The following is a 19031-nucleotide window of genomic DNA, read 5'->3' as shown; positions in this document are numbered from 1 at the left end:
TTCTCGTTCTTCCTAGCCGATCCGGCCGAAGAATCCTAGTCGGTCGCGTGATTCACGCTTCCGGCCGTTCCAGCCTCCGGCGACCACGCTCAGCGGGGACGCCGCGCCAGCAGGATGCCGGCGGCGTAATGGAGGCCAAGAAGCGTGTCGCGGGAGAGCAGCGGCCGGCCGGGCCCGAGCCCGTGGCAGAGGAGTCCCATCCCCGCCACCTGGTCGAGGAACTCGCCCAGATCGACACCCGCCGCCCGGATCTGGCCGGGGGACCATTCCATGACGATCTGCAGGTCCGGGTTGGCGGCAATAGTCGCAGCAGCGCCGGCGAGGACCAGCGGCTCCGCCCCTTCCACATCCACCTTCATCACATCGACCCGCCCGCCCCAGGCCTCGGCCAGCCGGTCCACGGTCGTGCCGGCCACGGTGAAGGGCTGGTTCGGCGGCTCCCCCAGATGGTCCGTGAAGCTCTCCGGCATGGAGACGATGCTGGTATTGGCCGAGCGGCCGAGACGGCGGAACAGCGTCACCTCCCGCTCCGCCTCGCAGGCCGCGGCATGGCGGGCGGCGGCATGACCGCCGAAGCCGTTGATATGGATATTGTCCCGCAGGATGCCGAAGAGCTTGGCATCCGGCTCCACCCCGATCACCTGGCCCTCTGGGCAGAAGCGGGCGAAGAGGCAGGTGAAATAGCCGAAATTCGCCCCGATATCGAGGCAGCGATCGCCCGGCCGGAGGGTCGCGGTGAAGAAGTCGGTCAGCTCCGTCTCATAGCGGCCGGAGACGATAAACCAGGGGCTGATCAGCCGGTCCTCGGCCTCGACCAGGAAGCCGAATTGGGCGCCCTCGACCACGGTTTTCACCAGGATCAGGCCATTGCCCATATAGGTGCTGCGGCCCCCCTGCACGGCTTCCTCGAGCCGCGCCAAGCGCTGGTCGATCGAATGCAGCACCGCGAGCCGGCGCAGCCAGCGCATTCGCTTGGCGCCGGTGCCGAAGCTGCGCAGAAGCTGGTCGATGCGCGCACCGGGCGACAGCTTGGACTGGGACAAAGGCAGGAATTCCCCGGGCCGGCATCAGGACGGGTCTGATAGAGCGGCCAGCGCCTGGGGGGAAGCCGCCAGCCGCGCCACCCGGTCCTGCAACAGGCCGCGTGCCGCGGGCAGCCCGCCCGGCCGGTCGCCGAAGGCATCGCGGGCGAGGAAATGCCCGGTCAGGCGCAGCCCGGCCAGGCATTCCCCCGCCTCGGGCGGCCCGGACTGGCCGAGCAGGAAGCGCGGCAGGGGCAGCAGCCGCCCGGCCCAGGGCTCGGCCGCCACGGCGCTGACCGCCCGGCCGGTGCGGGGCGAGACGAAGGCCAGATCCTCCACCCCGCCGGTCAGGGCGCAGCGGGCGAGGTCGAGGCCGTAGCCGAGCTCGGTCAGCAGCTCCGCCTCCCAGCGGATATAGTCGGGCAGCGCCGCCAGGGCACTGGCCGGCAATTGGGCAATGAGGGCAAGCAGCCCCTGGAAGCAGCGCGGATGCGGCTCCCTCTCCGGCAGGGCCGCCTCGGCCAGGGCGCAGGCGGAGGCGAGCAGCGCCAGGGCCAGCGGATCCTCCAGCGCCAGCGAGGCCGCCGGATGCACCAGCTCCGCCGAGAGGGCGCCGAGCTGGTCCGGCAGGCGAGCGACCCAGCGCGCCTCGACCAGATTGCCCGGCTGCCAGAGCGCCGATTGCGCACGCGAGGCGCCGCCTTTCGCCAGGCCGGCATGGCGGCCCAGCGCCTCCGTCAGAAGTGTCACCACGGCACCCGATTCGCCATGCGGCCGGGCGCCGAGGACGATGGCCGGGCCTTGCCACTCGGTGCTCATGGGAGAACAGATGGGGGCTACCCGTTGCGCTTGCGAGGGAGAACCGCGCTGCTGACCATCCACCCCGCCCAGCCGGCGGAGGCCGTCTGGCTCGACCTGCTGGACGGCACGCCGGAGGAGAAGGCGCTGGTCGCCCATGCCACCGGCTTCCGGGTGCCCGACCGCGCCCAGCTGGAGGAGATCGAGAGTTCCAGCCGGCTGGGGACGGAGGGCGAGGTGCTCTATCTCAGCCTGCCGGTCATCGCCCGGGGCGGCGGGCTGACGCCGATCGGCCTGGTGCTCTCGCCGCAGCACCTGCTGACCGTGCGCTTCGCCGCGGTCGGTGCGGTGGAGGCCTTCGCCGCCCAGCCAGGCCCCACCGGCAGCTTCGCCGCCTTCGTCGGCTTGCTGGAGGTGGTGGTGGACCGCATCGCCGATGCGCTGGAACGGCTGCGGGCGGAACTCGACAGCCTCTCCCATGCCGCCTTCCAGGCGGATCAGCCGGCGGCCGGACGGCCGGCGGAGATGGACCGGCGGCTGCGCCACGCGCTGCGGGAGATCGGCCGCACCGGCGACCAGGTCTCCGCCCTGCGCGATACGCTGCTCGGGGTGGAGCGGATCCTGCCCTTCGCGGCGGAGCAGGCGAAGCACTGGATCCCGCCCGAATACGACCACCGGGTGCGAACCCTGCGGCAGGACATCGCCTCGCTGAACGACTACGACGCCCGGCTCTCGGACAAGGTGCAGTTCCTGCTCGATGCGACGCTCGGCTTCATCAGCATCGAGCAGAACAACACCATCAAGATCCTCACCGTGGTCTCGGTGGTCGGCATCCCGCCGACGCTCGTCGCCAGCATCTACGGCATGAATTTCAAATACATGCCGGAGCTGGACTGGCTCTGGGGCTACCCATGGGGACTGGCGCTGATCCTGCTCAGCGCCATCCTCCCGCTGGTGGTCTTCCGGATCAAAGGCTGGCTGTAGCGGCAGCGACGTCGCAACCTCACAAGTAACGCGACGTTCGGGGTCGGCTGGTCGGGGGATGGACCTCGGCTTGATCACGAAAGCCCCCGAATGCGCCGACAGACACCCCGAACCACCTCCTTCATCGCCCTCGCCGCGGCGCTCGCCCTGGCCGGTTGCGGCGCGGCCAAGACCGCGACGGGCACAGGCACGGTAGCCGGTGCCTCCGCCGGCGGTGGCGGGCCGAGCGCGGGTGGCCAGGCCACGGCGGCGCGGACCGATCCCGACATGGCGGCGGTGATCCAGTCCCTGTCCGGCCTCGGCGCGAAGCCGGTGGAACTGCTCTCGACCGAGCAGGCGCGGAGCCAGCCGAGCTTCGCCGACGCCTATCGCCAGGTGCTGCGGCAGCAGGGCGCGACCATGCCGGGCGCCGAGATCCGCACGACCAACCTCACTATCCCCGGACCGGGCGGCGCCATCCCGGCGCGGCTTTATGCTCCGCCGGGGGTGCGGGCCGGTGCGCCGCTGATCGTCTACTGGCATGGCGGCGGCTGGGTCATCGCCGATCTCGATACCTATGATGCGACGCCGCGGGCGCTTGCCGCCCGGACCGGCGCGGTCGTTCTCTCGGCGCATTACCGGCAGGGGCCGGAGAACCGCTTCCCCGCCGCCTTCGACGATGCTGTCGCGGCCTATCGCTGGGCAGTGACGAATGCCCGTCGGCTCGGCGCCGACCCGGCCAGGGTCGCCGTGGCCGGCGAGAGCGCGGGCGGCGGCTTGGCGCTCGCCACCGCTGTCGCGGCGCGGGATGCGCGGCTGCCGATGCCCGTCCACATGGCCTTGGTCTATCCGGTGGCCACCACGGATACGAACACGCCCTCGAAGCGGGAGAACGGCTCCGCCGTGCCGCTCTCGGCCGCGGGGGTGCAGTGGTTCGTGAACCACTTCACCAGTTCCTCCGCCGATCTTGCCGATCCGCGCCTCGACCCGGTGCGGCGCGGCGCGCTGCGCGGCCTGCCGCCGACCACCATCATCAATGCCGAGGTGGACCCGCTGCGCTCGGAGGGCGAGGCGCTGGCGGCCCGGCTGCGGGAGGCGGGCGTCGCGGTGGAGCAGCGCACCTATCCCGGCGTCACGCACGAGTTCTTCGGCATGGCGCCGGTCGTCGCCGATGCGGTGGCCGCCCAGAGCCTGATGGCCGAGCGGCTGCGCGAGGCCTTCGGGGCCGGCCGGGTAGCCACGCGCTAGGATGGCAGGCCGGCCGCCTCAGCCGAGGCTGCCGGCCAGCAGCGCCGCGACCTGACGGGCGAAGCCCGCCGGGTCGCGGGGCACGTCGCCATCCTGCAAGCGGGCGAGGTCGAGTAGCGTGCCGGCCTCGGCCTTCAGGTCGCCCTCCATCCCCGCCAGCTTGCGGATCAGCGGGTGGCGCGGATTGACCTCCAGCACCGGCTGGCCGGCGCCGAAGCTGCGCCCGGCCCGCCGCAGCAGCCGCTGCATCTGCAGGTCCGGCCCGCCCTCGGGCGCGGCCAGCACCACGGCGCTGTCCACCAGCCGGTCCGTGGCGCGGACCTCGGAGACCTCGCCCTCCAGCGCCGCCTTCAGCAGCGGCAGCAGCTTCGCCACGTCCGCCGCTTCGCCCGACGCATCGGCGCCGGCGATCTTGGAGAGGTCGATGCTGCCCTGGGTGATGCTGCGGATCGGCTTCTCTTCGAAGCGGTCCAGCCGCTCCGGCCAGAAGGCATCGACCTGGTCGGAGAGCAGCAGCACCTCGACGCCGCGGGCGCGGAAGCCTTCGAGCTGGCTCGACTTCGCCAGCGCCTCCGCGTCGTCGCCGACCAGGATGTAGATCGCCTCCTGCCCTTCCTTCATCCGCGAGACGTAGTCGGGCAGCGAGGTCCAGCCCTCCACCGCCGAGGAGCGGAAGCGCAGCAGCGGCGCCAGCTCCTTGCGGTATTCGGCATCCTCCCAGGCGCCCTCCTTCAGGACCGGCCCGAAATTCTCCCAGAAGCCGGCATAACCCTCGGCATCCTTGGCCTTCGATTTCAGCTCCGACAAGACGCGGCCGGTGACCGCCTTGCGGATGCGGGCCAGCGCCGGGGTCGATTGCAGCATCTCGCGCGAGACGTTGAGGGGCAGGTCCTCGGTATCCACCACGCCCTGGACGAAGCGCAGCCAGGGCGGCAGCAGCCCGGCCTGGTCGGTGATGAACATCCGCCGGACATGCAGGCGGACGCGGCTCTCGCGGTCGCCCTCCACCGGCATGAAGGGCTTCATGCCAGGGATGAAGAGCAGGGCGGCGAATTCGGTCGTGCCCTCGGCCCGCCAGTGCAGCGTCGCCCAGGGCTGGTCGAAGGCATGGGCGACGTGGCGGTAGAACTCGGCGTATTGCTCCTCGGTGATCTCCGCCTTCGGCTTCCGCCAGAGCGCGGTGCCCTCATTCGCCGGCTCGTCCTTGCCGTCCTGGGCGATGGTGATCGGGACGGTGATGTGGTCGGCCCATTTGCGGATGATGGTCTGGAGGCGGATCGGCTCCAGGAACTCCTCGGCATCCGCCTTGATGTGGAGGGTGATGGTCGTGCCCGGCTCCTCGCGGCTGGCGGGTGCGAGGGTGAAGTCGCCCTGGCCGGCGGAGGCCCAGGCCCAGGCCTCCTCGGCACCGGCGCGGCGGGAGGTCACCTCGACCCGCTCGGCGACCATGAAGGCGGAGTAGAAGCCGACGCCGAATTGCCCGATCAGGCTCGGCCGCTCGCCCGGCTTGGCATCCGCCAGCGACTGGGTGAAGGCGCGGGTGCCGGAACGGGCGATGGTGCCGAGATTCCGCGCCAGCTCCTCCTTCGTCATGCCGATGCCCTGGTCGCTGATGGTCAGCGTCCGGGCCGCCTTGTCGGGCAGGATGCGGATGGAGGCGCCCTCGGGCAGCGCCGGCACCGCCTGGGTCAGCGCCTCGAAGCGCCGCCGGTCCATGGCATCGGCGGCATTGGCGACCAGCTCGCGCAGGAAGATCTCGCGGTCCGAATAGAGGGCGTGGACCACCAGATCCAGCAGGCGCCCCACCTCGGCGCCGAATTCATGCCGCTCAACCGTCTCGCTCACGCTTGGTCCTCCAAGAAGGAATGCCTATCGGCGGGGCGATATGCAGAAGCCAAGCCGGCGATTCAAGGCCTTGGGCCCTGTTCGAGAGTGGCACGACCGCGCCTGATCCGCGGCATGGCCGGAACGCCCGGCGCGGCCTAAGCTATCCGCCTGGCTCGGCCGCAATAAAAAACAGGGAGAACGACCATGACCCGCAGGATGGTAGCCGGCTTGTTCATCGGTGCGCTGCTTTTCGTGCCGCCCCAAGGACGAGCGCAACAGGCCGGTTCGGCGAATATGAGCTTCTTCGTCACCAGCGCCAACCCGGGCCAGGGCGGCGACCTGGGCGGCCTGGAGGGCGCAGATGCCCATTGCCAGCGCCTGGCGCAGGCCGTCGGCGCCGGCGGGCGTTCCTGGCGTGCCTATCTCAGCACGCAGGGCGTTGGGGCGGTGAATGCGCGCGACCGCATCGGCCGCGGACCCTGGCGCAATGCCAAGGGCGAGGTCGTCGCCACTGATCTGCAGCAACTGCACGGCCAGAACAACCTGTCCCTGCAAACAGCGCTGACAGAGCGGGGCGAGCCGGTGAATGGGCGCCGCCAGCAACCCAATACCCACGATGTCCTCACCGGCTCGCAGCCGGACGGCACGGCCTTCAGCGGCGCCGAGGACCGCACCTGTCGCAACTGGACCAGCGGAGGCGAGGGCTCGGCTGTCGTCGGTCACCACGACCGCGAGGGCTTGCGGGACGACGATGCGTCGCGGTCGTGGAATTCCTCTCACGCCTCGCGCGGCTGCGGCCTTGAGGCGCTGCGGGCGACCGGCGGGGCAGGTCTGCTCTACTGCTTCGCCGTGGAATAAACCGTCGCTGCCGGGTGACCCGGACGAGCTCCTAGGCCGCGGCTGCCAGTTCCTGGTGCAGCCCGGCCAGGATGGCGTAGGACCGCTTGCGCAGCTCGTGGTCATGGATCGCCGCCGTGACCATCAGCTCATCCGCCCCGGTCTCGGCGACGAAGTCCCTAAGCCCCCGCCGCACCGTCTCCGGCCCGCCGACGATGGCGCATGCCAGCGCGTTGTCCAGCATGGCCCGGCCATGCGGGTCGAGCCGGCTGTCCATATCCTCGACCGGCCGCGGCAGCTTGCCCGGGCGGCCGCGGCGGAGGTTGAGGAAGCTCTGCTGGAGCGAGGAGAAGAGGAAGCGCGCCTCGGCATCGGTCGGCGCCGCGACGATGTTCACCCCGAGCATGACATGGGGCTTGGCCAGTCGGGCCGAGGGCTTGAAGCGCTCCCGGTAGATCGCCATCGCGTCCTGCATCTGCGCCGGGGCGAAATGCGAGGCGAAGGCATAGGGCAGGCCGAGCGCCGCCGCGAGCTGCGCCCCATAGGTCGAGGAGCCGAGGATCCAGACCGGGATGTCGAGCCCCTCCCCCGGCACCGCGCGCAGCGCCTGGCCGGGCTGGGCCGGCTCGAAATAGGCCATCAGCTCCATCACGTCGCGCGGGAAGTCGTCCACATCGCCGGCGAGGTTGCGGCGGATCGCCATCGCCGCCCGCTGGTCGGAGCCGGGCGCGCGGCCGAGGCCGAGATCGACCCGGCCGGGATGCAGCGCGGCCAGGGTGCCGAACTGCTCGGCCACCATCAGCGGGGCATGGTTCGGCAGCATGATGCCGCCGGCGCCGATGCGGATGGTGCTGGTGGCGGCGCCGACATGGGCCAGGGCCACGGCCGTCGCGGCACTGGCGATGCCGGGCATGTTGTGGTGCTCCGCCATCCAGAAGCGCTGGTAGCCGAGCGCCTCCGCATGGCGGGCGAGATCGGCCGAGTTGCGCAGAGCCTGGCCGGCCTCGCTGCCCTCGGGGATGGGGGAGAGGTCGAGGATGGAGAGCGGGATCATGCCCCCCATGTCGGGCCGGGACGGCTGGGTTTAAAGGCGGCGGCCGGCATCACGCCCGGGCACCGGTCGCCTTCATCCCGAAGCCATAGCTGCGCCCGCGCAGCACCAGCCAGGCGGCGATGGCCATGGTCACCGCATTCCAGGCGAGGCCGTTGATCACGGCCATCTGGTAGGAGGCGGTGGCATCGAAGATGGCGCCCGACATCCAGCCGCCCAGCGCCATCCCCACCAGCGTCGCGGAGAGCACCAGCCCGACCCGCAGCCCTGCTTCCCGCGGTGGAAAGCTTTCCCGCACGATGATCGCATAGCTCGGCACGATCCCGCCCTGGAACAGGCCGAAGATCGCCGAGATGGCATAGAGCGAGTTGAGCCCGTCGAAGGGCAGGAAGAGCGACAGGGCGACGGCCTGGAGGGCGGCCCCGAGCAGGAGCGTCGCCCGGCTGCCGATCTTGTCGAGGATCCAGCCGGAGGCGAGGCGGCTGACCACGCCGCAGGCGAGCATGAGGGAGAGCATCTCCGCCCCGCGTGCCGCGCCATAGCCGAGATCGACGCAATAGGCGACGATATGGACCTGCGGCATCGCCATCGCCACGCAGCAGGCGATGCCGGCGACCATCAGCAGCGCCTGCAGGACATTGGGCGGCAGGCCCAATGTTCTGCCGTTCGTGCCGCGATTGCCGCCCTCGGCCGGCGCCACCGGCGCCTGGGCCGGGGGACGCCGGCGCAGCAGCAGCGCCAGCGGCAGCATCGTCACCAGGCACACCAGCCCGATGCCGATATGCGTCTGCCGCCAGCCCACCGTTTCCATGAAATGCGAGATCACCGGCGGCCAGAAAGCGCCCGCGAAGTAATTGCCGCTGGCGCAGAGCGAGACCGCCAGCCCCCGCCGCTTGGCGAACCAGAGCGAGGTATCGGCGACCAGCGGCCCGAAGGTGGCGCAGGAACCGAGCAGGCCGACCAGTACCCCATAGATGACCGCGAATTGCCCCATGCTGGCGGCGAAGGCGCTGCCGACATAGCCGGCGGTGAGGGCCAGCGTGCCCAATAGGACCGGCACCATCACCCCGAACCGGTCGGCCAGCTTGCCCATGGCGATGCCGCCGACCGCGAAGCCCAGCGTCGTCAGCGTATAGGGCAGCGAGGCACCCGCCCGCAGCGTGCCGAATTCCGCCTGCACCGCCGGGAGCGCCACCACGATCGACCAGAGCCCGACGCCGCCCAGCATGCTGAGGCAGACCGAGACGATGAGGCGGAGCCAGGCATAGCCCGAATCCACGCCGGGGGGCGGCGTCGCAGCCATGCGGTTTCCTCCTGACATTTTTTGCAGCATGCCAGGGGCGCAGGTCGAGTGCGAGGGGGCCAGTCGCTTGACCACTGCCGCAACAGGCTTAGCCTCAGCCGATCAAGGGAGACGTGCCATGACCGCGGAGATCGACCGGGCGATGGGCTTCGCGCCCGATTACGACAGCCCGATCCCCTATATGCAGCGGACCCGCGAATATTACCGGGCCATCGGCTACGATCCCTATCGCTGGGCGCATTACCGGGAAGTTCCCTTCTCCCCCCTGCGCAAGCCCCTGGCCGAGAGCCGCGTCACCCTCATCACCACTGCCGCCCCCTATGACCCGGAGAAGGGCGACCAGGGCCCCGGCGCGCCCTACAACTCGTCCGCCAAATTCTACCAGGTCTATTCCGGCCGGACCGATGAGGAGCATGACCTCCGCGTCTCGCATATCGCCTATGACCGGAAGCACAGCCCGGCCACCGATTTGCGCGCCTGGTTCCCGCTCCAGGCCATGCGCGACGCCGCCGCCGCGGGGCGGATCGGCGCGCTGACCGAGCATTTCCACGGCGCCCCGACCAATCGCAGCCACCGGCATACGGTCGAGATGGATTGCCCGGAGATCCTCTCCCGCTGCCTCCGCGATGGCGCGGATGTCGCGGTGCTGGTGCCCAATTGCCCGGTCTGCCACCAGACCGTCAGCCTGACGGCCCGGCATCTGGAGCAGCACGGCATCCCGACCGTGGTGCTCGGCTGCGCCAAGGACATCGTCGAGCATTGCGGCGTGCCGCGCTTCCTGTTCAGCGACTTCCCGCTCGGCAATGCGGCGGGCAGGCCGCATGACGCGGAAAGCCAGGCGGCGACGCTGGAGCTGGCCCTTCGCCTGCTCGAAACCGCGGTCGGCCCGCGCAGTACCCTGCAATCGCCCCAGCGCTGGGACGAGAGCGGCGAGTGGAAGCTCGACTACCTGAACCTCGAGCAGATCGGCGCGGAGGAGCTGGCCCGGCGCAAGGAGGAATTCCTCCGCCAGAAGGCCATCGCCAAAGGGCTGCGCGAGCAGGCGGCATGAGCGCCCGTCCCTTCGAGGGTGTCCGCATCCTCGACTTCACCCAGGTCCTGGCCGGGCCCTTCGCCAGCTACCAGCTCGCACTCCTCGGCGCCGAGGTGGTGAAGGTGGAGCGACGGGAAGGCGAGGATATGCGCCGCACCCCGCTTTCCCGCGAATGGGCCGAGCGCGGCATGGCCTCCGCCTGGCAGGCGGTGAACGGCAACAAGCGCAGCCTCACCCTCGATCTGCAGAAGCCCGAGGCGCGGGAGATCCTGCTCCGCCTCGCCGCCGAGGCCGATGTGGTGATGGAGAATTTCCGCCCCGGCGTGATGGACCGGCTCGGCCTCGGCTACGAGGCGCTGTCGAAGGTCAATCCGCGGCTGATCTTCTGCAGCGTCTCCGCCTTCGGCCAGACCGGGCCGGACCGGCTGGAAGCCGGCTATGACGGCCGGATCCAGGCCATGTCCGGCATCATGGCGATGACCGGCCATCCGGGCGGCGACCCGCTGCGCGCCGGCTTCGCCGTCTGCGACCAGCTTTCGGGGATGACGGCGGCCTTCGCCGTCGCCTCGGCGCTGTTCCAGCGGACGCATACCGGGCAGGGCCAGCGGCTCGATGTCTCGATGCTGGAATCGACGCTGGCCTTCCTCGGCGGGCAGGTGGCGGATTGGACCGTCGCCGGGCACCAGCAGCGCCCCTGGGGCAACCAGGCGGTCAGCCGGAAGGCGACAGCCAACCTCTTCCGCGCCCGGGACGGGCATCTGCTGCTCGCGGTGAATACGGATAAGCAGTACGAGTCACTGATGCGCGCCATCGGCCGGGCGGATGCGCTGGAGGAGCCGCGGCTGGCCGATTGGTTCCTCCGGCTGGAAAATGCCGCCCTGCTGCGGGAGGTGATCGAGGGAGCCCTCGCCGCCGGCGATGCGGCGGAGTGGGAGGAGCGGCTGAACGCCGCCGGCGCCCCCTGCGCCCGCATCTGGCGCGTGGATGAGGTGATCGAGCACCGCCAGATCCGCGCCCGCGACGCCCTGCAGGAGGTGGAGACGCCCTGGGGCCGGCTGCGCTTCGCCACCACCGGCTTCCGCATGGCGCATGGTGGGGCGCGGCTCGACCGGCCGGCCCCGGCGCTGGGCGCGGATACCGAAGCCGTGCTGGCGGCCGCGGGCTATGACGCGGCGCGGATCGCGGCCTTCCGCGAGGCGGGCGTCATCTAGCACGCCCCAGCAGCATCACCCCCGCCGCCGCGGCCTGGATCGCGGCGGCGGCGATGAAGAGCAGCGGCGCGCCACCCTCGCCAAGCGTCCGCAGCATCCCGAAAGCGGCCGGGGCGAAGGCATAGGCCGCCTGGCTGCAAGCCGTTACCAGCGCCACCGCCCGCGCCGTTTCGGCGGGTGCGAAATCCTGCTGCGCGATCAGCGGCGGTAGCGAGGTCGCATTGCCGAGGCCGAGCCCGAACAGCACCACGCCCAGCAGCAGCAACGGCACCTCCGTCCCGCCCGCCGCCAGCAGCACCAGCGATCCGGTGACCTGCAATGCGAAATTCGCCGCGGCCGCCCGCCGCCGATCCGCCCCGGCCGGCAGCAGCCAGCCGAGCCCGGTTCGGCCCGCAATGGCGCAGGCCGTCGCCAGCCCCGCGGCGAAGCCCGCCCCCTGCGCCCCGAGCGCCGGCAGCAGCAGCGAGAAGAGATGCGCGATCAGCCCGATCTGCGCGAAGAGGCCGAGCGAGGTGGCCGCCGCCAGGGAGATGAAGCGCCGGTCCCGCCACATCGCGCGGCCCGGCCGCATCGCCGGCCCGGACGGCAGCGGGGCACCCGCCGCCTCGCCATCCGGCGCCTGTCCCATCCCCGCCGGCGTCGGCGCGAAATAGCGGCCCGAGAGCCACCAGAGCGCCAGCACCATCACCCCGCCCACCAGCGCCGCCGCGCCCGCGAAGCCGAGTGCCGCGATCAGCGCCACCCAGAGCGGCGAAAGCGCGATGCCGCCAAGGCTCGCCCCGTTATAGGCGGTGCTCAGCGCCGCGGAGCGCCGCCGGACGAACCAGGGCGAGACCATGGCATTGATCGCCGCCGCCCCGGTCGCCGCCCAGCCGAAGCCGCTCAGCAGGGTCGCCGCGAAAAGCTGCCAGGGCTCCGTCGCCAGCGCCCAGCCGAGGAAACCGAGCGCGCTTGCCACCGCCGCCGCCCGTGTCACCGCGACCAGGCCGAAGCGCCGGTGCAGCGCCGCCAGATTGGCGACGACCACGGCGCCCAGCAGGAAATGACAGGTCACCGCGGCGGAGACCAGCGCCACCGGCCAGCCACGCTCCGCCTGGATGGCAGGGAGGAAGATCGGGGGCCCATAGAAACCGACACCCCAGCCGAAGGCCGCGACGGTGAAGGCCGCCCAGACGACCCGCCAGCCGAAGAACGGCGCCTGCTGCGGAAGGGCAGAAGTGGTAGCGAGCGACATGCGGAGGCGTCCCGTGAAGGTTGACCGCCGCACCCTGCCCGGTTCCGCCGCCGCCATGCTTCGTTGCGGGGTGAAGCCGCAGCGGGCTGCTACCCCTCATCCTCCAGGCCGAGGGCCCGCAACCGTCCCCGCTCCTCGTCCCAGCCCGGCCGGTCCTTGACGTTCAGGAACAGGTGGACCCGCCGTTCCAGCAGCCCCTCCAGCTCCCGCCGCGCGCTCTGCCCAATGGCCTTGATGCGCGCCCCGCCATCGCCGATCAGGATCGCCTTCTGGGTCGGCCTTCCGACATAGACGGTGCAGTCCACCCGGACGCTGCCATCCTGCCGCTCCTGCCAATTCTCCGTCTCGACGGTCGCGTGGTGCGGCACTTCCTCATGCGTCTGGCGGAGGATCTGCTCGCGCACGATCTCGGCCACCAGCATGCGGTTCGGCAGGTCCGACAGCTCGTCCTCGGGGAAGAGATAGGGGCCGGGTGGCATGGCAGCGGCGAGGCGTTCCAGCAGGCGGTCCAGGCCGCGCCGCTTCTCAGCCGAGATCATGAAGGTCTCCTCGACCGGCACCAGCGCATTCAGCTCGGCCGAGAGCGGCAGCAGCCGCGGCGGGTCGATCAGGTCCACCTTGTTCAGCGCCAGCCAGATCGGCTGCCCCGCCTTGGCCAGGCGCTCGGCGATGGCGCGGACCGCATCGGTCAGCCCGGCGCGGGCATCGACGATCAGCAGCGTCCGGTCGGCATCCTGCGCCCCGCCCCAGGCAGCGGCGACCATGGCGCGGTCGAGCCGCCGGCGTGGGGCGAAGATGCCGGGCGTATCGACCAGGATGATCTGCGCCCCGGCATGCATCACCACCGCGCGGATGCGGAAGCGGGTGGTCTGCGGCTTCGGCGAGACGATCGTCACCTTGGCCCCGGCCAGCGCATTCACCAGGGTCGATTTGCCGGCATTCGGCGCCCCGACCACGGCCACCAGGCCGCAGCGCGTCCCCTCCCCGCTCATGGCTTGCCGATCCCGGCGAGCCAAGCTTCGGCCGCCTGCTGTTCCGCGGCGCGCTTGGAATCGGCCATACCCTCTGCCTCCCGCCCGGCCGCCGCGACAGCGACAACGAAGACCGGCTGGTGATCAGGGCCGGAGGAAGAGACCAGCCGGTATTCCGGCAGCCCGAATCCCCGCCCCTGCAGCCATTCCTGCAACCGGCTCTTGGCCGAGGCCTGGGGCTGGCCGAGATTGCCCTCCATCGCCTCGGCGAAGGCGCGGCGGTAGAAGGGCCGTGCCGCCTCCAGCCCGCCATCGAGGAAAAGGGCACCGAGCAGCGCCTCGAAGGCATCGGCCAGCACGTTCTGCCGCATGGCGACGCCGGTCCGCACCTCGCCCTGGGCGACCACCAGCATGGGGCCGATCTCCAGCGCCTCGGCAATGCGGGCCAGCGTATCCCAGGCCACCAGCACGGACAGGCGCTTGCCGAGATCGCCCTCGCGCTCATTCGGGAAGCGCTCGGCCAGCCATTCGGCGGTCAGCAGCGCCAATACCCGGTCGCCGATGAATTCCAGACGCTCGTTGGAATCGAGCTGGCCACGGCGCGGATCGCCGGCCGAGCGATGGGTCATCGCCTGACGCAGCAGCGCCGGATTGGCGAAGCGATGCCCGATCCGTTCGGCGAAGGCCTCGAAATCCGGGAGCGGCGGCGGCTCGGCGCCGCGCTTGCGCCGGGTCACGGTCGCGATGCCCAGGTCACCGGACGGCCGAGATCAGCCGCGACCAGCGGATCGCGAAGGGCCATGCCCAGACCTCCCACCAGGCGGCGGAGCCATCGACCGAGAAGAAGATGAATTCCGCCCGACCCACCAGATTCTCCACCGGGATGAAACCCACCGCATTCTGCACCCGGCTGTCGAGGCTGTTGTCGCGGTTGTCGCCCATAGCGAAGACATGGTTCTCCGGCACCCGGTATTCCTGGGTGTTGTCGAGCGGGCCGTCATCCGACTGCTCGACGATCGGATGCGTCCGTTCCGGACTGTTGGCCGAGGCAGGCAGCGTCTCGCGGTAGAGGCGGACGGTCATGCGCGGCCCGTCGCCCTCGACCACATAAGGGCCGGCCGCCTCGCGCCGCACCGGTGTGCCATTGATGGACAGCACGCCGTTCCGGACCTGGATGCGGTCGCCGGGCAGGCCGATGATGCGCTTGATGTAGTCCTGGCTCGGGTCGCGCGGCAGCTTGAAGACGGCGACATCGCCCCGCGCCGGCAGGGAGCCGAAGATCCGCCCATCGAACAGGTGGGGCCCGAAGGGCATCGAGTAGCGGGAATAGCCGTAGGAATACTTCGAGACGAAGAGGTAGTCGCCCACCAGCAGGGTCGGGATCATCGAGCCGGAGGGGATGTTGAAGGGCTCGAAGGCGATGGTGCGGATGCCGATGGCGATCAGCCCGGCATAGAGCACGGTCTTGATGCTCTCCAGCCAGCCGCCGGACTTCTTCTTCGCCATGGAGGTGCTCAAGGTTCTCGGCCCATCGGTGCAGGAGAGAATTCGCCAGGGCGTCGGGCCCCGGTCCCCCGGGATACGGCATCAGGCAAGGCGGGGATGAAGCCTGCCGGGGGGTAGGGTGTCAAGGAAGCCCCGGTTTCGGTCCCCGCCCCAAGGGTTACGGCATGTAGCTGCCGCCACCCACATCGATGGTGGCGCCGGTCAGGTAGCCGGCGGCGTCGGAGGCAAGGAAGCCCGCCACCTCCGCCACGTCCTCCGGCGTGCCGAGCCGGCCGAGGGGGATATTCGCAGCGAAGGCGTCATTGGCTCCCGCCGCGGCGCCGCGGGCCATCGGCGTGTCGATCCGGCCGGGGGCGATGCTGTTGACGGTGATGCCGTCCGGCCCGAGCTCGGTCGCGAGGCTTCGGGCGAAGCCCATCAGCCCGGACTTGGCCGCGGTGTAATGGGCACCCGCAATCTGGCTTTTGGCCCGGGCGGCCTGGCTGGTCAGCATGATGATCCGGCCCCAGCGCCGGGCCCGCAGCGGCGGCAGACAGGCCTGGGAGACGAGAAAGGCGCCGGTGAGGTTGACGGCCAGGACCCGGCGCCATTCCTCGGCCGGCATCTCGCGGATGCGCCGCGCCCGCCCCTCCGGCCCCTTGGGCGAGATGCCGGCATTGTTCACCACCACGCCGAGCCGGTCCCACCACTCCCCGAGCGCCGCCGGCAGGCCGGCCACCGCCGCCTCATCCGCCACATCGAGCGGGATGGCCCGCGCCTCGCCGCCCGCGGCGCGGATGGCGGCGGCGGTCGCCTCCCGCTCCTCCAGCACATCGGCGACCACCACGGGATGGCCGAGCGCGGCAAGCTTCGCGGCGATGGCGGCGCCGATGCCGCGCGCCGCGCCGGTGACGAGGGCGACCCTGTCCTGGTGGATCATGGCGTCAGGATCACCTTGCTGGCGGCCCGCTGCCGGGCCAGTTCAAACCCCTCGATTCCGCGCTCCAGCGGCAGACGGTGGGTGATCATCGGGCGGAATTCCTCCGGCGCGCGGGCGAGGTGGGCGATGACCCGGTCCCAGGTGCGGCGCGCGGCGCCATGGGTGGCGCGGAGCTGGTGGCGCAGCCGGACGAAATCGGTCAGCGGCAGGGTCAGCGCCCCGGCATGGATGCCGGCCACGACCAGCACGCCGCCCCGCTTCAGCAGGCCGAGCCCGTCATTCAGGCTCTCCGGCACCCCGGTCGCCTCCAGCACCACATCCACCGGGCGCCCACCGGTCAGGGCCATCACCCCGTCGCGCAGCGGCGCCTCCGCCACATCGACCAGATCCTGGAAGCCGAGGGCTCGCAGCACCTCGAAGCGGGGCGCATCGGCCCGGCCGGCGACGATCACCCGCGCGGCGCCGGCCAGCCGGGCCATCAGGGCGATCGCCTGGCCGATGGTCCCGGGGCCGAGGACGAGGACGGTATCGCCCAGCCCAACCTCGCCGGTCAGCACCGCCTCGGCGCCGACGCCGAGCGGCTCGGCCAGCGCCGCCAGCTCCATCTCCAGATGGTCCGGGATGGGGACGCAGCAGCGGGCGGGAATGCGGACCTGGCGGGCGAAGCCGCCATCGCGGGTCAGGCCGATCGTCTCCCGCCGGGTGCAGCCGCGCGGGTCGCCGGCGCGGCAGGCGGCGCAATGCCCGCAGGCGATGAAGGGGATGATCGCGACCCGGTCGCCATTGTGGAAGCCGGAGCCGGTGCCGGTGCGCCAGATGCGGCCGGCGAATTCATGCCCCATGGTCAGCGGCAGGCGGGGGACCATGAATTCATAGCCGCCGGTCCATTCATAGGCATGGACGTCGGAGCCGCAGATGCCGGCCGCCTCCACCTGCACCACCACATCGCCCGGGCCGGGCGGCGGCGCCTCCGGCACCTCCTCCAGCGCCAGGCCGAAGCCGGGGGTAGTCTTGCGGAGCGCGAGCATCAGAAGGGCTCCGGATAGTGCCCGGCATAGAAGGAGATGGGCGGCTTGGCGTCGGGGTCCGTCACCATGTCGAGCAGCACCGGATGCCCGGCCTCGAGGGCGGCGGCGAGCGCCGGCCTGATCTCCCCGCTCGCCTCGATGCGAATGCCCTCGACGCCGCAGGCGCGGGCGATGGCGGCATGGTCGACGGCGGTGAAATTCACCGCCTTGGTGTGCTCGCCGAATTTCACCTCCTCGGCATGCTTCTGGTAGCCGAGGATGCCGTTGTTGAGGACGATGGTCGTGACCGGCAGCGCCATGCGGCGCAGCGTCTCCAACTCTGCCCAGCTATGGGCGAAGCCGCCATCGCCGCAGAGGCAGACGACGCGGCCGCCGCGCCCCGCCTCCTCCGCCGCGATCTGCGCGCCGATCGCCATGGGCAGGCCCCAGCCGAGGCCGGCGATGCCGCGCGGCGTCAGGAAGCGCTGCCCGGCCCGCCGCGCGGTCAGGTAATTCGCCACCCAGATCGAGGAATAGGAGGCATCGGCGACGACGATGTCCTCCGGCCGCAGCAGCGCGTCGAGCTCGGCCATCAGCCGCTCCGGCCGCGGCAGCGGGGCGTCGCGGGTGGTGACGCCGGCGATGGTGCGACGCCACTCCGCCAGGCCCGCGACGATCTCGGCTTCGATGCCGGCGCGGGCGGCCTTGTGGGCCGAGAGGTCGCAGGCCTTCAGCGCCTCCGTCAGTGCGGCAAGCGTCAGCTTGGCGTCGCCCACCAGCCGCATCGCCTCGTAATTCCGGCCGACCTCCATCGGGTCCATGTCCAGATGGATGAAGCGCGTGCCCGGCCCGAAGAGCTTCCAGGAATCCGTGCCGTTCTGGTTGGTGCGGTTGCCGACCAGCAGGACGACATCGGCGCGGTCCACCATCGGCCGCAGCGCCTGGGTCCGGCTGCCCTGCCCCATGACATAGCCGATGACGCCGAGGGTGAGCGGATGAGTCTCATCCGCCGAGCCCTTGCCCATGACGGTGGTGCCGACCGGCAGATGCGCCGCTTCCTGCAGCGCCGCGAGCTCGGCCGAGGCGTCGGAGAGATGGACGCCGCCACCGGCGACGACCAGCGGGTGCCGCGCCGTGGCCAGCGCCTCCGCCGCGGCGGCGATGGCGGCGGGGTCCGCGACGACTCGGTCGAGCGGCACCTGCCCGAGCGAGAGGGCACGGGGCCGCAGCAGGGAGGAGAGCGGCGCCGCCGGATCGGTCAGCAGGTCGGCCGGCACCAGCAGCACCGCGGGGCCGGGCCGGCCCGAGGTAGCGGCGGTGAAGGCCATGTCCACATAGTCGTCGAGGCGATCGGCGCGCTCGATCCGTCGCACCCATTTGGCCACTGGCGCGAACATGCCGAGATGGTCCATCTCCTGGAAGGCGTTGCGGTCGGTCGAATCCCGCGTCACCTCCTGCACCAGGGCGAGGACGGGGATGCTGGCCTTCAGCGCCTCGGCCAGCGGGGCAACGAGGAGGGTGGCGGCGGGCCCGTTCTGGGCGGTGACGACGCCAACCTTCCGGCTCACGCGGGCATAGCCATCGGCCATGGCGCCGCCGGCATTCTCTTGCCGGTAAACCTTCTGGTCTATCCCGGCATGCGGCGAGGCCAGGTGGAAGGCCGAGGGAAGGCTCTGGCCGAAGGTCAGGGTCACGCCGTGCCTTGCGAAGGCCTCCGCGAGGCGCAGGGCAACGGTGGCATTCGCCACGGGGCTGGCTTGGTCCGGCATGGGCGTCTTCTCCTCTGCCGGGGATAGGATTCGGCGCCGGGCGCGGCGTCAAGCCGTCGCAGGTTGCGAGCCTGGCTGGTTGCAAGCTGCTTCGCATTTTGCAACGACCAGCGATGCGCAACCTGCGGCGGCGCCGGCGGACCGGCCGCGATGCAATGCCTGCTTGCAAGGGCGCACCGCCGAAATGGCGCAACTCCGGTCCGACCCGGGGCTGCGGCGACTAATTGGTAAGAAACTGGTCATCCTGCTGCCGGAAAGCGCAAGGGCGAGGGAATTCTAAAAAAAGACAAAAAATTCGTTCGGCCATGTGAGGGCTTGGCCCATAAGTTGAA

Annotated in this window: 17 protein-coding genes; 5 read left to right on the top strand and 12 right to left on the bottom strand. The window is 71.0% G+C overall.

Translation table 11 applies throughout. The features are described 5' to 3' along the window. Positions 1-89: 89 nt before the first annotated feature. Together JMJ55_RS02465 and recO are read right to left on the bottom strand one after the other, a co-directional pair. Positions 90-1043: an FkbM family methyltransferase gene (locus JMJ55_RS02465; RefSeq protein ID WP_202823895.1), complete on the bottom strand. Its 954-nt coding sequence runs from the start codon at positions 1041-1043 to the stop codon at positions 90-92. 24 nt (positions 1044-1067) lie between these two features. Next, positions 1068-1841 carry a DNA repair protein RecO gene (gene recO, locus JMJ55_RS02460; RefSeq protein WP_202823894.1) on the bottom strand — a complete coding sequence of 258 codons (774 nt, stop codon included), beginning with the start codon at positions 1839-1841 and terminating at the stop codon, positions 1068-1070. Positions 1842-1871: 30 nt separating this feature from the next. Here recO and JMJ55_RS02455 point away from each other — a divergent pair, with 30 nt between their 5' ends. Both JMJ55_RS02455 and JMJ55_RS02450 read left to right on the top strand, forming a co-directional pair. Then, positions 1872-2804: a magnesium transporter CorA family protein gene (locus tag JMJ55_RS02455; RefSeq protein ID WP_236033320.1), complete on the top strand. Its 933-nt coding sequence runs from the start codon at positions 1872-1874 to the stop codon at positions 2802-2804. Between the two features lie 90 nt (positions 2805-2894). Then, a complete protein-coding gene (locus JMJ55_RS02450; protein ID WP_202823892.1) occupies positions 2895-4031 on the top strand; it encodes an alpha/beta hydrolase in 1137 nt (378 codons plus the stop codon). Positions 4032-4049: 18 nt separating this feature from the next. On the opposite strand, the gene htpG is transcribed toward JMJ55_RS02450, so the two are convergent. Then, entirely contained in the window at positions 4050-5876 is a 1827-nt protein-coding gene (gene htpG / locus JMJ55_RS02445) for a molecular chaperone HtpG (RefSeq protein ID WP_202823891.1), read from the bottom strand. 186 nt (positions 5877-6062) lie between these two features. Between htpG and JMJ55_RS02440 the strand changes: the two genes are divergently transcribed. Next, a complete protein-coding gene (locus JMJ55_RS02440; protein WP_202823890.1) occupies positions 6063-6716 on the top strand; it encodes a hypothetical protein in 654 nt (217 codons plus the stop codon). 31 nt (positions 6717-6747) lie between these two features. Here JMJ55_RS02440 and JMJ55_RS02435 read toward each other — a convergent pair whose 3' ends face one another. Together JMJ55_RS02435 and JMJ55_RS02430 are read right to left on the bottom strand one after the other, a co-directional pair. Continuing rightward, positions 6748-7749 (bottom strand): LLM class flavin-dependent oxidoreductase, encoded by a 1002-nt coding sequence (locus JMJ55_RS02435; RefSeq protein WP_202823889.1) that lies wholly within the window; start codon positions 7747-7749, stop codon positions 6748-6750. Positions 7750-7798: 49 nt separating this feature from the next. Then, a complete protein-coding gene (locus JMJ55_RS02430) occupies positions 7799-9049 on the bottom strand; it encodes an MFS transporter (RefSeq protein WP_202823888.1) in 1251 nt (416 codons plus the stop codon). A 118-nt stretch (positions 9050-9167) separates the two neighbouring features. On the opposite strand from JMJ55_RS02430, the gene JMJ55_RS02425 reads away from it, so the two are divergent. Continuing rightward, entirely contained in the window at positions 9168-10100 is a 933-nt protein-coding gene (locus JMJ55_RS02425) for a hypothetical protein (RefSeq protein WP_202823887.1), read from the top strand. Next, positions 10097-11293 carry a CaiB/BaiF CoA transferase family protein gene (locus tag JMJ55_RS02420; protein ID WP_202823886.1) on the top strand — a complete coding sequence of 399 codons (1197 nt, stop codon included), beginning with the start codon at positions 10097-10099 and terminating at the stop codon, positions 11291-11293. Before JMJ55_RS02425 ends, JMJ55_RS02420 begins: the two co-directional genes overlap by 4 nt. Here JMJ55_RS02420 and JMJ55_RS02415 read toward each other — a convergent pair. The 7 genes from JMJ55_RS02415 to JMJ55_RS02385 form a co-directional block, all read right to left on the bottom strand. Beyond that, positions 11286-12527 carry an MFS transporter gene (locus tag JMJ55_RS02415; protein ID WP_202823885.1) on the bottom strand — a complete coding sequence of 414 codons (1242 nt, stop codon included), beginning with the start codon at positions 12525-12527 and terminating at the stop codon, positions 11286-11288. The genes JMJ55_RS02420 and JMJ55_RS02415 overlap by 8 nt on opposite strands. An 89-nt stretch (positions 12528-12616) precedes the next feature. Then, the gene (gene era, locus JMJ55_RS02410) at positions 12617-13519 is read right to left on the bottom strand and encodes a GTPase Era (RefSeq protein ID WP_202823884.1); all 903 of its coding nucleotides are present in this window, start codon (positions 13517-13519) and stop codon (positions 12617-12619) included. Then, positions 13516-14235, bottom strand: a complete 720-nt coding sequence (rnc, locus tag JMJ55_RS02405; protein WP_202823883.1) for a ribonuclease III — start codon at positions 14233-14235, stop codon at positions 13516-13518. The genes era and rnc overlap by 4 nt, the downstream gene beginning before the upstream one ends. Positions 14236-14251: 16 nt before the next feature. Then, positions 14252-15004 (bottom strand): signal peptidase I, encoded by a 753-nt coding sequence (lepB, locus tag JMJ55_RS02400; RefSeq protein WP_202823882.1) that lies wholly within the window; start codon positions 15002-15004, stop codon positions 14252-14254. 157 nt (positions 15005-15161) lie between these two features. After that, the gene (locus JMJ55_RS02395; RefSeq protein WP_202823881.1) at positions 15162-15923 is read right to left on the bottom strand and encodes an SDR family oxidoreductase; all 762 of its coding nucleotides are present in this window, start codon (positions 15921-15923) and stop codon (positions 15162-15164) included. Continuing rightward, entirely contained in the window at positions 15920-16951 is a 1032-nt protein-coding gene (locus JMJ55_RS02390) for a zinc-dependent alcohol dehydrogenase (protein WP_202823880.1), read from the bottom strand. The genes JMJ55_RS02395 and JMJ55_RS02390 overlap by 4 nt, the downstream gene beginning before the upstream one ends. Next, positions 16951-18699, bottom strand: a complete 1749-nt coding sequence (locus JMJ55_RS02385; RefSeq protein WP_202823879.1) for an acetolactate synthase catalytic subunit — start codon at positions 18697-18699, stop codon at positions 16951-16953. The genes JMJ55_RS02390 and JMJ55_RS02385 overlap by 1 nt, the downstream gene beginning before the upstream one ends. Between the last annotated feature and the right edge of the window lie 332 nt (positions 18700-19031).

The sequence above is a fragment of the Belnapia mucosa genome, assembly GCF_016775475.1.
In the GTDB taxonomy this organism is placed as follows: Bacteria; Pseudomonadota; Alphaproteobacteria; order Acetobacterales; family Acetobacteraceae; genus Belnapia; species Belnapia mucosa.
This window is presented reverse-complemented; position numbering and strand designations above follow the sequence as displayed.